This window comes from Nitrosomonas sp., from assembly GCF_043753625.1.
In the GTDB taxonomy this organism is placed as follows: Bacteria; Pseudomonadota; Gammaproteobacteria; order Burkholderiales; family Nitrosomonadaceae; genus Nitrosomonas.
This window is the reverse complement of sequence record NZ_JAYUWI010000068.1, coordinates 1-14,229: the sequence shown is the minus strand read 5'-3', so window position 1 is coordinate 14,229 and position 14,229 is coordinate 1. Positions and strand designations below refer to the sequence as shown.

Annotated in this window: 17 protein-coding genes; 7 read left to right on the top strand and 10 right to left on the bottom strand. The window is 44.3% G+C overall.

All coding sequences use genetic code 11. The features are described from left to right. Positions 1-165 precede the first annotated feature (165 nt). Positions 166-702: a hypothetical protein gene (locus ACH10T_RS06825; RefSeq protein ID WP_394808562.1), complete on the top strand. Its 537-nt coding sequence runs from the start codon at positions 166-168 to the stop codon at positions 700-702. 366 nt (positions 703-1,068) lie between these two features. On the opposite strand, the gene rdgB is transcribed toward ACH10T_RS06825, so the two are convergent. From rdgB to ACH10T_RS06805, 4 genes are all read right to left on the bottom strand, one after another. Beyond that, positions 1,069-1,671, bottom strand: coding sequence for an RdgB/HAM1 family non-canonical purine NTP pyrophosphatase (gene rdgB, locus ACH10T_RS06820; protein ID WP_394808561.1), 603 nt, complete (start codon positions 1,669-1,671; stop codon positions 1,069-1,071). After that, positions 1,664-2,401: a ribonuclease PH gene (gene rph, locus ACH10T_RS06815; RefSeq protein ID WP_394808560.1), complete on the bottom strand. Its 738-nt coding sequence runs from the start codon at positions 2,399-2,401 to the stop codon at positions 1,664-1,666. Before rph ends, rdgB begins: the two co-directional genes overlap by 8 nt. Before the next feature lie 27 nt (positions 2,402-2,428). Continuing rightward, complete coding sequence (gene map, locus ACH10T_RS06810) at positions 2,429-3,235, bottom strand: type I methionyl aminopeptidase (RefSeq protein WP_394808559.1); 807 nt, start codon at positions 3,233-3,235, stop codon at positions 2,429-2,431. A 100-nt stretch (positions 3,236-3,335) separates the two neighbouring features. Then, the gene (locus ACH10T_RS06805) at positions 3,336-3,932 is read right to left on the bottom strand and encodes an SPOR domain-containing protein (RefSeq protein ID WP_394808558.1); all 597 of its coding nucleotides are present in this window, start codon (positions 3,930-3,932) and stop codon (positions 3,336-3,338) included. 128 nt (positions 3,933-4,060) lie between these two features. Here ACH10T_RS06805 and ACH10T_RS06800 point away from each other — a divergent pair, with 128 nt between their 5' ends. Next, the gene (locus tag ACH10T_RS06800; protein WP_394808557.1) at positions 4,061-4,705 is read left to right on the top strand and encodes a c-type cytochrome; all 645 of its coding nucleotides are present in this window, start codon (positions 4,061-4,063) and stop codon (positions 4,703-4,705) included. 94 nt (positions 4,706-4,799) lie between these two features. On the opposite strand, the gene hemL is transcribed toward ACH10T_RS06800, so the two are convergent. The 3 genes from hemL to thiD are packed head-to-tail and all read right to left on the bottom strand — an operon-like array spanning position 4,800 to position 7,604. Continuing rightward, positions 4,800-6,080, bottom strand: coding sequence for a glutamate-1-semialdehyde 2,1-aminomutase (gene hemL / locus ACH10T_RS06795; protein WP_394808556.1), 1,281 nt, complete (start codon positions 6,078-6,080; stop codon positions 4,800-4,802). Positions 6,081-6,127: 47 nt separating this feature from the next. After that, positions 6,128-6,760: a thiamine phosphate synthase gene (thiE, locus tag ACH10T_RS06790; protein ID WP_394808555.1), complete on the bottom strand. Its 633-nt coding sequence runs from the start codon at positions 6,758-6,760 to the stop codon at positions 6,128-6,130. After that, on the bottom strand, positions 6,741-7,604 hold the full coding sequence (gene thiD / locus ACH10T_RS06785; RefSeq protein ID WP_394808554.1) for a bifunctional hydroxymethylpyrimidine kinase/phosphomethylpyrimidine kinase: 864 nt from the start codon (positions 7,602-7,604) through the stop codon (positions 6,741-6,743). Before thiD ends, thiE begins: the two co-directional genes overlap by 20 nt. A 52-nt stretch (positions 7,605-7,656) precedes the next feature. Here thiD and ACH10T_RS06780 point away from each other — a divergent pair, with 52 nt between their 5' ends. Both ACH10T_RS06780 and gloA read left to right on the top strand, forming a co-directional pair. Further along, entirely contained in the window at positions 7,657-7,845 is a 189-nt protein-coding gene (locus ACH10T_RS06780) for a rubredoxin (RefSeq protein ID WP_304906718.1), read from the top strand. Then, positions 7,846-8,256, top strand: a complete 411-nt coding sequence (gloA, locus tag ACH10T_RS06775; protein ID WP_394808553.1) for a lactoylglutathione lyase — start codon at positions 7,846-7,848, stop codon at positions 8,254-8,256. Positions 8,257-8,282: 26 nt separating this feature from the next. On the opposite strand, the gene ACH10T_RS06770 is transcribed toward gloA, so the two are convergent. The 3 genes from ACH10T_RS06770 to ACH10T_RS06760 all read right to left on the bottom strand — a co-directional run bounded on the left by ACH10T_RS06770 (position 8,283) and on the right by ACH10T_RS06760 (position 10,891). Then, a complete protein-coding gene (locus ACH10T_RS06770; protein ID WP_394808552.1) occupies positions 8,283-8,987 on the bottom strand; it encodes an SAM-dependent methyltransferase in 705 nt (234 codons plus the stop codon). A gap of 57 nt (positions 8,988-9,044) precedes the next feature. Then, a complete protein-coding gene (gene apaG, locus ACH10T_RS06765) occupies positions 9,045-9,428 on the bottom strand; it encodes a Co2+/Mg2+ efflux protein ApaG (RefSeq protein WP_394808551.1) in 384 nt (127 codons plus the stop codon). Positions 9,429-9,613: 185 nt separating this feature from the next. Continuing rightward, positions 9,614-10,891: a hypothetical protein gene (locus tag ACH10T_RS06760; protein ID WP_394808550.1), complete on the bottom strand. Its 1,278-nt coding sequence runs from the start codon at positions 10,889-10,891 to the stop codon at positions 9,614-9,616. A 237-nt stretch (positions 10,892-11,128) separates the two neighbouring features. Between ACH10T_RS06760 and rpe the strand changes: the two genes are divergently transcribed. Genes rpe through trpE form a run of 3 tightly spaced genes read left to right on the top strand, consistent with a single transcriptional unit; the run spans position 11,129 to position 14,061 of the window. Continuing rightward, entirely contained in the window at positions 11,129-11,806 is a 678-nt protein-coding gene (rpe, locus tag ACH10T_RS06755) for a ribulose-phosphate 3-epimerase (RefSeq protein WP_394808549.1), read from the top strand. Positions 11,807-11,851: 45 nt separating this feature from the next. Continuing rightward, the gene (locus tag ACH10T_RS06750) at positions 11,852-12,580 is read left to right on the top strand and encodes a phosphoglycolate phosphatase (protein WP_394808548.1); all 729 of its coding nucleotides are present in this window, start codon (positions 11,852-11,854) and stop codon (positions 12,578-12,580) included. Positions 12,581-12,588: 8 nt separating this feature from the next. Beyond that, positions 12,589-14,061, top strand: coding sequence for an anthranilate synthase component I (gene trpE, locus ACH10T_RS06745; protein WP_394808563.1), 1,473 nt, complete (start codon positions 12,589-12,591; stop codon positions 14,059-14,061). Positions 14,062-14,229: the final 168 nt, after the last annotated feature.

Below are 14,229 nucleotides of genomic sequence, written 5' to 3'. Positions count from 1 at the left end.
AAACGACTCAACAATCGCCCCAGAAAATGTTTAAATTACAAAACACCCTACGAGATGTTTAGGTTAGCGCGTGGTGCACTTGCAGGTTGAATGTGGCCAATATTCTTGATTCGCGTGCTGACCCCTTGCCGCGCGTTAATTGAGTGCTAATGAAGGCACGAGCTGATGGAAAAGAAACAGATAATACTCGGTGGAATAGCTGTGATAGTAACCATTATTCTGGGTCTGTGGACTTTTTATGCGGCATTGCAATGGTTCCAGTCCCTAAATGCCAGCGTCGCAGCTGCGCTTATCACAGCTTTTTTAGGATTAATAGGCCTTTGGTATGCGCAGTGGCAATCAAAAACAAGAGATATTGCGGAGAGTCACCGAGCCAACAAGATCAAGGTGTATAACGTTTTCTTTAATCTTGTAGAGAAATATCAAACTGACAAAATCGACGAATTTAGTGACGAAAATATTCCTGAGTGGCTGAAGAAAGATTTTCAGAAACTTAATCGTGGTTTGATATTGTGGGCATCTCCAGGAGTTATTACGGCTTATCTGAATTTTCGAACAACTGCAACAAGTGGCGGCGACATACTCAATGCAGCAGACACCATGTACCGTGAGATTCGCAAAGATCTAGGGAACAGCAACCATCAGTTAAGAACAGGTGATCTAATAAGAATTGGTTTAAAGGATCCCAATGAACTTAAGTGATGTTTTATGTAAACAAGTCGCACACACAAATGGAACACAAGCTTCTGAGGTTCAGGTACGGAATCGCGAATCCAATATAAATCGCAGAAGGTAGGACGGATAAGCGTAGCGCCATCCGTCACCATCATCAATAATTCCTTAACTTCCAACACTTTATAAAATTTATAAAACCGCATTTCACCCACATCATTGCGGTATATTTTTTAACAAAATTGGATACGGATAAAAAATTTCTTGCTCAATAAAATTTATAATCTTGACGGATGGCGCTACGCTTATCCGTCCTACACGACTAGAATTAAGAATTTTTTGTTAATGTGAAGAATCACCCTGATGAACCCAGAAAATTTTGTAGGTTATTGGTTCCTAGAATTTCCCAGCACGTAAAATTTCCGCCAATTGTGCCAGCGCCTTACCTCGATGACTGATTAAATTCTTCTGTTCAGCAGAAAGCTCAGCCGATGTTTTACCAAATTCGGGCACAAAGAAATACGAATCATAACCAAACCCACCCTCTCCCCGCGGTTGATCAATAATCTCACCATACCACGAACCATCGACGATAATAGGCTGCGGATCATCGGCATGACGCACCAACACAATCACGCAATAATAATAAGCACGCCGGTCTGAGTTATTTTTAAGCGCTTCAATCAACTTCAGGTTATTGCGTTCATCGGACTTTGGCTCTCCGGCATAGCGCGCGGAATTCACGCCGGGTGCACCGTTTAGGGCGCTCACACAAATCCCAGAATCATCAGCCAGCGCCGGTAATCCGGAACAGCGGCTGGCATGACGTGCCTTGGCCAGCGCATTCTCTACAAAGGTACGATGCGGCTCATCAATTTCACCTGCGTTAAAATCCGATTGCGGTATGATTTCGATGGATAAAGGTGCCAGAAAGGCATTTATTTCACGTGACTTGCCTTGATTATTACTCGCGATTACCAGCTTTTCCAGCTTATCCATGACTCGTTGTGTCCTGTGCCAAAACTTTTTTCTGTAAAGCGATGAGTTCTTGTATGCCCTGCTGCGCCATATCCAGCATGCTATCCAATTCTTTGCGGCTGAATGCGGCCCCTTCCGCTGTTCCTTGTACTTCGATCATCCCCAGGTTTCCAGTCATCACCACATTCATATCCGTGTCACACGAAGAATCTTCAACATAATCCAAATCCAGCACCGGGATTCCCTGATGAATGCCGACTGAAATCGCCGCCACATGGTCAATGATCGGCGTGGTCTCAATGAGTTGCCGGTAAATTAATTTCTCGACCGCATCGTGCAGCGCCACAAAAGCGCCTGTAATGCTGGCGGTCCGGGTGCCACCATCAGCCTGTATCACGTCACAGTCAATTTGAATGGTGCGTTCTCCCAATTGCTTTAGATCAACAACGGCGCGCAAAGCCCGTCCAATCAGACGCTGAATTTCCATCGTGCGCCCCGATTGTTTGCCTTTGGCCGCCTCGCGTTGCATGCGTGAGTGCGTCGAGCAAGGCAGCATGCCGTATTCGGCAGTCAACCATCCTTGCCCCTGGCCTCTCAAAAATGGAGGAACTTGTTCACTGATGCTGGCTGTGCAGATGACTTTGGTGTCGCCGCATTCGATCAAAATGGAACCATCGGCATGCTTGGTATAGTGACGTGTGATTCTAACGGGGCGGATTTGCGCGGGTGTGCGGTGATAACTTCGTGTCATAGTCAATAAAATTCCGGAATGAAAAACTTAACTTACAAAACGGTAGACGGGTTTAGCGGGAGCGCCTGCCGATACTGTCAGAACCTCATGCCCATCTTCAGTAACCAGGATGGTATGTTCCCACTGTGCCGACAGGCTGCCATCCTTGGTGGTGACGGTCCAGCCATCCGGAAGATGACGGATGGCTGCTTTTCCGGCATTAATCATCGGCTCGACTGTAAATATCATTCCCGGTTTAAGTTCCAGACCTGACCCCGCACGTCCATAGTGGAGCACTTGAGGATTCTCATGAAATTTTGCGCCAATTCCATGCCCGCAAAATTCTCTGACCACACTATACCCCACCCCTTCAACCAGTTTCTGGATGGCATGCCCGACGTCACCCAGATGTTTTCCCGGCGCTATTTCATCGATGCCCCGCCACATCGCTTCAAAAGTTACTTCGCATAAGCGTTTGGCTTGTATGGAGGGCTCGCCGACATAAAACATCCGGCTGGTATCACCATGATAGCCTTCATAAATCACAGTAATATCAAGGTTAATAATATCGCCGTTTTTTAATTTTTTCTGCCCTGGAACACCATGACATATCTGATTATTTACCGAAGTGCAGATGGATTTAGGATACGGTGTGTGCCCGGAAGGTGCATAGTTCAACGGCGCAGGTATGGTTTTTTGCACATCCACCATATAGTTATGGCAGAGCACATCCAATTCTTCGGTAGTAACGCCTGCCAAAACAAAGGGAGTTATGTAATCAAGAACCTCTGAACCCAGCCGTCCCGCAATACGCATTTTTTCAATTTCTTGCGGTGTTTTTATCGATACCGTCATTATTGTCTTATTGATTATTCAGTGATAGCTATTGAAAATAGCTGCGATTTCTAAGAAATTAAACAAGTCCTGTTTATCCTGCTTCACAAAGCGTTGCACATTATAAACGTTCACATTTACCTTGCGCCAATTGCGTGTCATCAAATTGTTCGACTAATTTTTGCATCTGCTCTCTAATCCGGTGCGTTGGATTATGAATTACAATTTTTTTGAGTATAACGCTACGATCTTCTATCTTAGCATTTGTAATTCCTTTTTTTTCAATCTCTCTGAATTGTTTCAGCGCATCCTTTTGATCATAAAACATGCCGAGCGAAATGGCATTCTCCCATTTGCTGTCATCTTTTACACGAAAACTGACAATACCAAGATTTCGTAATTTGTTAATCTCGCGATTAGCTGCCTCTTTATTCGGAAATCGTGGAATATATAGCCAATACATCATGGTATCTTCGGATTCTTCCTGACTATAAAACAAATCCGGAAATAATTCTGCAAGTACCTTTTCAGCATAACGTATTTGCTCTTCATAAAAGTTACCCCACACCAGACAATCCTCATGCGCTGGCACTAATATTATTTTTTCAGGATTAACTAATGCCGGCGCACTGATTGCATTTTGCTCAGTAAATTGAAGCCGTATGCCAATCTGATAGGCGATATTAATAATCAGTAAAATAATAAATATTATTTTCATTGAAAAATAAAAGATTAAATGGTGGAGATTAACTTAATTTTGTTGTTAACGGTCTTGTGCCTTGCTAAAATATACCGTTAATTCTCAAACCTACCAACTTTTGATTGCCTTTTAAACGGAATAGAAATATGAAAATGATTAAGAATATGGTAATGCTTGCAGCACTCACAATGGCTGCACCACTTGCGGCCGAAACAACTGCCACCGCGAATGCTGCTCCGGCAACTGTTACAGAAATCGCATCTGGCGTATGTGCAGGTTGTCACAGTGCCGATGGCAACAGTGTCATTCCGATGAATCCTATTTTGGCTGGACAACAAGCTGAATATATCACCAAGCAGTTGATGGATTTTAAAGCGACTGAAAGTGCTCCAGCGAAACGTAACAGTCCTGTCATGTCTTCGATGGTCGCCGCACTTTCGCCGGAAGACATGAAACAACTGGGTGCCTACTACGCCAAACAAAAAGCAACTCCAAGCCAAGTGGCTGTTGAAGATCAGAAACTACTTGAGACTGGAAAACTCCTTTATCATGGCGGCAGTATCGCAAATGGCGTTCCCGCTTGTGCAAGCTGTCATGGCCCCAATGGATCGGGTATTCCACCGCGCTATCCTGCAATTGCTGGACAACATGCCGAATACACGTTGACACAATTGCAGTTGTTTAGTGCAGGGGATCGTGCAAATGATAAGGATGTTATGCAACAAGTGATTACTCGCTTAAACGGATATGAAAAACGAGCAGTTTCAGCTTATATTTCTACGATGCGTTAGACTTTTAACAAACGCTGGTTAGGTTAGGTAAAAAGGCGGCATTTGCCGCCTTTTTATTAGATTTACGCCAATCAGGACTACTCAGACTATTTTCTTACCAGTTTTTAAATATTTTCTCTGCAGCGGATAAGGTTTTCTCTAATTCATTATCGCCATGCATTGACGATACGAAGCCGGCTTCAAATGCCGATGGTGCAAAATAAACTCCTTCGTCTAACATCGCGTGAAAGAACCGGTTAAATGCTTCCTTATCGCATTGCATTACTTCAGCAAAGCTAGTGGGAATATTCTTTCTAAAATACAGCCCAAACATACCGCCTACTGATTGTGCACAAAAATCTATGCCATGATTTTTTGCTGCCGCTGTCATACCGTCGACCAACTGTTGCGTTCTCTTTCCTAATTTCTCATAAAACCCGGGTACTTGTACTTGTTTGAGTGTAGCCAATCCTGCCGCAACTGCCACCGGATTACCGGAAAGTGTCCCAGCCTGATAAACCGGACCCAGCGGTGCCAAGCATTGCATGATATCGCGGCGCCCGCCAAACGCAGCCATCGGCATACCACCACCAATAACTTTACCTAATGCAGTCAGATCGGGCTTAATATGATAAAGGCCTTGCGCGCATCCAAGACCGACACGGAATCCCGTCATAACCTCATCAAATATCAGCACACTGCCAGATTGCGTACACAACGCCCGTAATTTGGCAAGAAAATCGACCTTGGGAGCAACCAGATTCATGTTGCCGGCAACCGGTTCAACTATTACCGCAGCAATCTCTTTTCCCCATTTGTTGAATGCTTCTTCTATGCCGGATATGTCATTGTAATCCAGAACTATCGTATGTCCGGCTGTTTCGGCCGGCACACCGGCAGAACTCGGATTGCCAAAAGTTAATGCGCCTGAACCCGCTTTAACCAGCAAAGAGTCATCGTGACCATGATAGCAGCCTTCGAATTTAATGATTTTACTCCTGCCGGTAAACCCGCGCGCCAGCCGAATTACGCTCATTCCCGCTTCCGTACCGGAGCTAACCAATCTGACCTGTTCGATGGAAGGAACCAACTGACAAATCAATTTTGCAATGTCCAGCTCTGCTTCTGTCGGCGCGCCAAAGGTTAAGCCATTTTGTGCGGCACTCTGAACTGCTTTCACCACATCCGGATGCGCATGACCGAGAATCAGGGGGCCCCATGAACCCACATAATCGATGTACGATTTACCATCAGCATCCCAAAAATATGCGCCTTCCCCGCGCTGAAAAAAAATAGGCTCGCCACCTACCGATTTAAAAGCGCGAACAGGGGAATTAACCCCGCCTGGAATATATTGCTGGGATTGTTCAAATAATTGATGATTGCGTGAAGTCATTTAGTTACTCATATTAATATTTTTAATAAAAATCGGTTATAAAACCGTCAATTTGTTTCTGTAAATAATTGTGCGTACTGTGCTGCTTTTATTTTAATGTTTTCGGATTGGAACAAATCATTGCAAACGGCTATTGCGGCACATCCGCTTTGAATAACCGTTCTGGCATTAGCCAATCGAATGCCGCCAATCCCGACAATGGGAATAGTTATTTTCTTTTTGCCTTCACCGATTAAACTTAAAGTAACAGGAACTGTATTGGGTTTAGTCAATGAGGGAAAGAAAGCACCAAAGGCAACATAATCTGCCCCTTCTTTTTCAGCCTGAAGTGCCAAATCCAGATTGTTATAGCAGGAAGCACCAACAATTTTATTGCATCCTAATTGATTTCTTACATTTAATAGGGATTCGTCCTGCTGGCCGACATGTAATCCATCCGCATCAATTTCAATGGCTATGTCAAGGTAGTCATTGATAATCAAAGGAATTCCGAATCCTCTACACAACTGCAATAATAATCCGGCCTGTTCTTTCAACAAAATCCTGCTTGCTGATTTATTACGGTATTGTAAGAGCTGTGCCCCGCCTTCCAATACTTGTCGCGCTTTATCAAGCAAATTATTTGTATTTTCAAGCTCTGGGGTAATTGCATACAACCCGTTAATTTTTGGGTTTCTCACTGGTTAACCCTTCATTCTCGTTCTCTATTTCTTCTATATCATTAGCCCAGAAAAGTCTGTTCGGGATATATTGCCCCATTCCGGGACGAAACCCGCCCTGCAAAGTGTGCCAGGTGTAATCTTGCGCTTCAATGACGCTTTCGCTGACAGACAATCCATTGGCTAATGAAGCTGCTATCGCTGATGCCAAAGTACAGCCTGATCCATGATAAGTATTTTCAAGCCTCTCCCATTCATCTGTGCGCACAACACCATCAGCTGCGAACAATGTATTCACCACATGCACCGAATTTTCATGCGTACCCGTTATCAAGACATATTCGCATCCCATGTGCAGTAATCTTTGTGCACAAAGACTTAAATCCAGCTTGACTTCATTGGCATCATTTTCCTGATGCGCAAGATGCCTGGCTTCCAGACTGTTGGGGGTTAATATCGTAACTTGCGGCAATAATAATTCACGCATTGCATCGATCATTTCGTCGTTTGCCAACTCGTCCCCACGACCCGAAGTTAATATCGGGTCCATGACTAAAGGAATATGCGGATAATCTGAAATAATTTCTGCAATGGCAGCGATAATCTCAACACTGCCTAACAAACCAATCTTGAAGACATGAACAGGCATATCTTCCAATACTGCCCGTGCCTGATCAGCGACCCATTCAGGATCGAGCGGCATCACATCGTCGACACCAGCCGTATCCTGAACAGTTATGGCCGTTACAATTGATAATGGGTGACACCCCAAACTGGCAATGGTGAGTATATCAGCCTGTAGGCCGGCTCCACCACTGGGGTCATTGGCTGCAAAAGAAAGTACAATAGGGGGTGGCTGTAACATGCATTAATACCGTAAAATATCATTTTAACCTAAAAGGAAATTGCTATCTATCATGCCTACCGAAGAGAATCGTGATTACAATCGATACATGTGTTTAATTTGTGGTTTTATTTATGATGAAGCCTTGGGATCTCCGGATGAAGGCATTGCACCAGGCACGCGCTGGGAAGATGTGCCGATCAATTGGACCTGCCCGGAATGCGGTGCGCGAAAAGAAGATTTTGAAATGGTAAAAATATAAATGCGTATTCTGCACACCATGCTTCGAGTCGGTAATCTCGAAAAATCTCTTATATTTTACACGCAAGTATTGGGTATGAAATTGCTGCGTCGCAAAGATTATCCCGATGGCAAATTTACACTTGCATTTGTCGGCTATCAGGATGAAGCGCGCGGCACTGTCCTTGAACTGACCCACAATTGGGATACCCCGGCATACAACCTTGGGAAAGGCTTTGGTCACATTGCTATTGAAGTCGATGACGCCTATCAGGCCTGCGAGAATACCAAAAAACTAGGTGGGAAAGTAGCGCGTGAAGCTGGTCCGATGAAGCATGGCACAACGATTATTGCATTTGTGGAAGACCCCGACGGATACAAAATCGAGTTTATTCAGAAAAAACAGCCTGCTCCCTCCAATACCAACGACTAACGATTTAGCGATACGCTTCTTGCAAGCTATCCATGCAGTAAAAAGATTGTCGGTATCTTGTTGATATCCGGTAAAGAACGTTTCCATTCTTTAACGGATTTGGTCGTAACCATTTCACTGGAAAAAGTAAGGTGACTTGCAATACATAAATCCGTGCTGTCAGAACAGACATTAACCAACTGCTCCAGTAATTTCTGATTACGGTAAGGCGCCTCGATAAAAATCTGTGTTTGCTTCAGACTGATTGATAATTTCTCCAACTCCATTAGTCTGCTTGCTCGCGCCGTACTCTCAACCGGCAAGTAGCCATGAAAGGCGAAACGCTGACCATTTAAGCCCGATGCCATCAGTGCCAGCAATATGGATGAAGGTCCGACTAATGGCACGACTGTGATGTTATTTTTATGCGCCAATCTGACTAATTCGGCCCCAGGATCCGCTACTGCGGGACAACCCGCTTCCGATAATAATCCCACATCGTGCCCGGCCAATATTGGATCCAGCAATGCCGGCAGATCTTTTGGTGAAGTATGCTCATTCAAGGTTTGCATGCTTAATTCTTGTAATGAATGCTTACAATCAATTTGCCTCAGAAATTGCCTTGCCGTTTTGGGATGCTCAACAATGAAATGCGAAATTTCAGCGATGCACTGCTGAACCGCCGATGGCAATGCCCAAGCAATGTTTTCCTGACTGATAGGTGTTGGGATCAGGTAGAGTTTTCCGGACATTAGAATACCGGTGATTTGAAGGCATGTACCATAAAGTCGAGGCTATACCCAGATTTCCTAGTGGAGAATTCTGGGTACACTAAGTATAAATTCCGGTATCGCGACATCGAAATGCACACCATCTTCAGCCGCCATCTGATAGCTTCCTTTCATAAATCCCACAGATGTTGGAATCACCGTTCCACTGGTATATTCAAAGCTATCACCCGGTTTAAGTAATGGCTGTTCCCCCACGACGCCTAGCCCGCGCACTTCCTGGGTGGTTCCATCCCCATTATTGATGATCCAGTGCCTGCTGATTAATTGACTGGTTACAGTTCCCGTATTCGCAATGGTTATCGTGTAAGCGAATACATGCCTTTCAGCCTCTTCATCGGATTGATCAGGCAGATAAACCGTGCGGATATTGACATCAATTTCATATTTTTTTTCTTCGGTCATCATTCTATTCCATACATTTTTTGATAGTGTATCAAGAAATAGTATAAATAATAGTAATCATATTGCTAAACGGTAATTGTACATCAATAGGAAATATGTCTTGTAAAGCCTTTGAGGCAGAAATTTTCTCAACTCCAAGGTACATTTTCAACTTGCCCCCTGCGTTTCAGATCTAACCGATTACCTTAAGTACCATTGTATCCACAGATAGCAAGAATCCCCATCTCTAAGTACCACAAACCCAGATTCCAGGCTTCAAAGTAAGCAGAGTCAAACTGGTGACGTTTTTTATGTTCCGGATGGATTAAAGAATTTCTTATTTCTGTTAAAGCGCGAGGAGCATCTAACCACTTCATCTTTTGTTTGGCAAGTTTTCTCAGTTCCAAAGTCGCTGGCGGAATATCCAAGGGGATTTTTAAAGAGGAAAACAATAACCGGAACTTGTCGGATGCCCAGAGATTCTTAAATTCATCTGTAGTAACGAGGTGCTTGTCTTTTACTGCATATTCATAAGAAAGGCGCTCGATCGCTGCTTGGGTCAAGATGATTCCGGCATCTATAATACCTCGCGATGAAAAATTTGCATTCAAGTACCAATAGATGGTCTCCTTGAGTGCTTCTTGCCACTCATCATTTACCCACATCTTCATAAAACCTGCAAATAAAACAGTCAACTGCTCTGTATTTTGAGCATCGAACCAAGAAAGGGGTCTGTGCCACGCTTCTCTCGGTGATGACCATTGTTCCCAAACACGATGATTAGTTTCATCGAACCCCACCGGACAAATTGGAGCACACCATCCGCCTTTAATAAACGAAAGGAAAAAACGAAGTGCAGTTAAGCATTCATTGGCGTCATTTCTGGTGAATGAGCATCCATCCAGCTTCTGAATGCCGCCAATATGGGTTAATCGATATCCCCCATTTTCTTTTAGAAACTCAATATTCTGTTGTGTCGAAGACAGTGATCTCAGTTTAACTGACCATTCATCACAAATCAAATCCATATGTTCAATTGTCGTCCCAATCACTGTCCCATTCGGTTCGGAGGATCGCCTGTTTCCCATAAAGTCGACAAAGTTAAACAAATGGAAAACGATTCGCGTCATCTGTGCCGCACTATCTCCAACAACAGCTATTGGCTCCGATTCTGGATACAATTTAACACGAAGTTCCCCAACTTCAGGGTCACCTCCTCGAGCAGGAAATCCCTTAATTTCAAGATCGTTTATATAGAAAGAAATATTAACATTCGGATCGACACATTTGATAAATGGAATGTTTTTGAACGATCCGTAAAATCGAATAACAGCTTGCGGCAATAAATCTAGCCTCACCTCACTAGTTCCAGGATATGGATCCCCATTTATGCACACGGATGCCGAAACGTTATGATGCAGAACATTTGATTCATTTGAATCAAAATCAAATGCTGGCTTCAGTTGATATTCATCGTTAGCCAATCTGATTTACCTCTATCCCTATCAATATCTGGTCTAAGTATGTGCCCGTTCCGCGATTAATCGCAGTCTATTTATGGTTTTCAATATGCTACCTGCAACAGTCGGCTGAAAAAAGAAGCTTTCTAGAGCGCAACTAAGTAATATTAACTCGGATAATTATTCATAAATCTCTATCTCTTGTACGCGTAGTTGGTTAATTGAGGTTAAAATAACAACTTTGTTTATAGAGAGGTCTCCATGTACCGCATTGCACCGAGCATTTTGTCCGCTAACTTCGCCAAACTCGGCGATGAAATCACCGCCGTTATTGAATCAGGTGCAGATATTGTTCATTTTGATGTTATGGATAATCATTATGTTCCCAATCTCACCATCGGTCCTTTGGTATGCGAAGCCATTCGCCCTGTCACTGATGCCATGATTGATGTACATCTGATGGTCGAACCGGTTGATCGTATTATTCCGGACTTCGCCAAAGCAGGTGCCAATATCATTTCGTTCCACCCTGAAGCTTCCAACCACATTGATCGAACTATCGGATTAATTAAGGAGCAAGGCTGCAAAGCGGGCTTGGTGTTTAATCCGGCTACCCCTTTGCATTATCTGGATCATGTGCTCGACAAACTGGATCTGGTTCTCATCATGTCGGTTAATCCTGGGTTTGGCGGACAAAAATTTATTCCAGAAGCATTGAACAAATTACGTGCCGTCAGGAAACGTATTGACGCGAGCGGGAAAAACATCATGCTGGAGATTGATGGGGGTGTTAAAGTCGACAATATAGCTGAAATCGCTCGTGCCGGAGCAGATACTTTTGTCGCTGGATCAGCCATTTACTCGGCCGGTAAAGACACTGACCCGCATCGTTATGACAGCGTCTTGGCGGCATTTCGCGCTGAATTAGCGAAAGTATAATTTTCTAACAATCCTATTTGGCTTATTGCTATTCCGTATATTCAAATGAATCATAGTCTTTCTGGCAGCGCAAGTGCCGCTGCAAAAAAAATCGAATTTCCGCTAGCGATCAAAGTGATCATGATTGATCTGGATGGCACGCTGCTTAATACCGCTGACGATCTCGCATTATCTGCAAACCTGATGTTAAAAGATCTGGGGTTGCCGGAGCAATCGACAACAACGATTTGCTCATATATCGGCAAAGGCATACAAAAACTGGTCAAGCGAACATTGACCGGGCAACTGGATGGTGAACCCGATGCTGCCTTATTTGAAAAAGCACTGCCTATCTACGAGAAGCATTACACCAATAATTTGAGTGTCAACACACGCCCCTATCCGGGCGTTCTCGAAGGCATTAAAGCCCTACAACAGGCAGGTTTTAAGCTTGCTTGCATCACCAACAAAGCGGAGGCTTTTACCCTGCCTCTGCTGCGGGCAACCGGGTTATACGATCAATTTGAAATCGTATTATCCGGTGACAGTCTGCCCAGGAAAAAACCTGACCCGATGCCATTAACGCATATTTGTCAGCATTTTGATGTGCAACCGCACGAAGCCTTGCTCATTGGCGATTCACTGAATGACGCCATTGCCGCCAGAGCCGCCGATTGCCATGTGTTCATTGTTACTTATGGCTATAACGAAGGACGTAATGTTTACGAGCTTGATTGCGATGCGATTGTCGAATCATTGTTCGACGCATCCAAATTGGTTAAAAGACTGTCTTGAAAACTGAGATGTCCGCAGCCGAATTTAATAAGCTCGCACAAAAAGGATACAACCGCATCCCAATAGTACTGGAAACTTTTGCAGATCTCGATACTCCTTTATCCATCTATCTAAAACTGGCCAACCAGCCCTATTCGTATTTATTGGAATCAGTCAAAGGTGGAGAACGTTTCGGTCGATTCTCATTTATTGGTTTACCGGCAACTACACGGATTGAAGCCCGCGGCAATCAAGTTACCACGATCGTTGACAGCAAGTCTGAAACAATCTTAGTGGATGATACTCTGGCATTTGTCGAGTCCTATCTGGCGCAATTCAAGGCAGCACCCTGCCCGGCTGGAAAATCCCGTTTTTGTGGCGGTTTGGTCGGCTACTTTTCATACGATACCGTACGCTACATCGAGCACAAACTGGCGGGCCATGCAAAACCGGATACGTTGAATACCCCGGATGTTTTGCTGTTACTGTCGGAAGAACTGGCTGTCGTGGATAATTTATCTGGCAAGCTATATCTGATCGTTTATGTCAATCCGGAAAATGAAAATGCCTACCAATCCGGACGCAATCGCTTAAAAACTTTATTGGCCAAGCTTCGCCAATCGATAACCATTCCAACCGAACAATCCGTTACTTCCGGTGCTGCAGTCTCTGAATTTCCAGAGGCCGACTTCAAAGCTGCTGTCGAGCGGGCAAAGCGCTATATCTATGATGGTGACATCATGCAAGTCGTTTTGTCCCAGCGTACCAGTAAACCTTTCAATGCGTCTCCACTGTCACTGTATCGTGCGCTTCGCAGCCTCAATCCTTCGCCCTATATGTTTTTCTATCATTTAGATGATTTTCATATCGTGGGGGCGTCTCCGGAAATATTGGTACGTCTGGAAGGCGATACCGTTACAGTTCGCCCGATTGCAGGGACCCGGCCTCGTGGGAAGAACATAAAGGAAGATATCGAACTGGCAGCGGATTTGCTCGCCGACCCGAAAGAACTGGCAGAGCATGTCATGCTAATGGACTTAGGCCGCAACGATATTGGACGTGTTGCGCAGACCGGAACGGTAACTGTAACGGAAAAAATGCAAATAGAGAATTATTCGCATGTCATGCACATCGTATCCAACGTGGAAAGCAAGCTAAAACCCGAACTGACCGCTATCGATGTGCTGCGTGCCACGTTTCCGGCAGGAACAGTCAGTGGTGCTCCCAAGGTGCGTGCAATGGAAATCATCGACGAACTGGAAATATCCAAACGCGGTGTGTATGCCGGCGCGGTAGGTTATCTGGGATTCAATGGTGATATGGATCTGGCGATTGCAATCCGTACCGGTGTCATCAAAGATGGCCAATTGCATGTCCAGGCAGGTGCAGGAATTGTTGCCGATTCGATTCCGCAAAATGAATGGATAGAAACGCAGAATAAAGCCAAAGCATTGTTACGTGCTGCAGAAATCGCCGAAAATGGATTAGATAGTAAAATCTGAAAAATCCCCACAACACAGCATGCTGTGGAGAATAAACAACCCCATGGCAAAACCACGTGGTGGTTTATTTTTTCTCACTCAAAAACCTGTCAGGTATCTTTCTAATTATTTTTGGAGAGCGAATAGTTACCAATTCCTCTCAAATAAAAGACAAAGATAGCGTCGATA

What these genes read in the sequence shown, in the direction of transcription:
- map (WP_394808559.1), bottom strand. Translation starts at nt 3,235, where the DNA reads ATGACGGTATCGATAAAAACACCGCAAGAAATTGAAAAAATGCGTATT.
- ACH10T_RS06825 (WP_394808562.1), top strand. Translation starts at nt 166, where the DNA reads ATGGAAAAGAAACAGATAATACTCGGTGGAATAGCTGTGATAGTAACC.
- ACH10T_RS06770 (WP_394808552.1), bottom strand. Translation starts at nt 8,987, where the DNA reads ATGTCCGGAAAACTCTACCTGATCCCAACACCTATCAGTCAGGAAAAC.
- ACH10T_RS06750 (WP_394808548.1), top strand. Translation starts at nt 11,852, where the DNA reads ATGAATCATAGTCTTTCTGGCAGCGCAAGTGCCGCTGCAAAAAAAATC.
- apaG (WP_394808551.1), bottom strand. Translation starts at nt 9,428, where the DNA reads ATGACCGAAGAAAAAAAATATGAAATTGATGTCAATATCCGCACGGTT.
- rph (WP_394808560.1), bottom strand. Translation starts at nt 2,401, where the DNA reads ATGACACGAAGTTATCACCGCACACCCGCGCAAATCCGCCCCGTTAGA.
- trpE (WP_394808563.1), top strand. Translation starts at nt 12,589, where the DNA reads ATGTCCGCAGCCGAATTTAATAAGCTCGCACAAAAAGGATACAACCGC.
- rdgB (WP_394808561.1), bottom strand. Translation starts at nt 1,671, where the DNA reads ATGGATAAGCTGGAAAAGCTGGTAATCGCGAGTAATAATCAAGGCAAG.
- thiD (WP_394808554.1), bottom strand. Translation starts at nt 7,604, where the DNA reads ATGTTACAGCCACCCCCTATTGTACTTTCTTTTGCAGCCAATGACCCC.
- ACH10T_RS06780 (WP_304906718.1), top strand. Translation starts at nt 7,657, where the DNA reads ATGCCTACCGAAGAGAATCGTGATTACAATCGATACATGTGTTTAATT.
- ACH10T_RS06800 (WP_394808557.1), top strand. Translation starts at nt 4,061, where the DNA reads ATGAAAATGATTAAGAATATGGTAATGCTTGCAGCACTCACAATGGCT.
- gloA (WP_394808553.1), top strand. Translation starts at nt 7,846, where the DNA reads ATGCGTATTCTGCACACCATGCTTCGAGTCGGTAATCTCGAAAAATCT.
- rpe (WP_394808549.1), top strand. Translation starts at nt 11,129, where the DNA reads ATGTACCGCATTGCACCGAGCATTTTGTCCGCTAACTTCGCCAAACTC.
- hemL (WP_394808556.1), bottom strand. Translation starts at nt 6,080, where the DNA reads ATGACTTCACGCAATCATCAATTATTTGAACAATCCCAGCAATATATT.
- ACH10T_RS06805 (WP_394808558.1), bottom strand. Translation starts at nt 3,932, where the DNA reads ATGAAAATAATATTTATTATTTTACTGATTATTAATATCGCCTATCAG.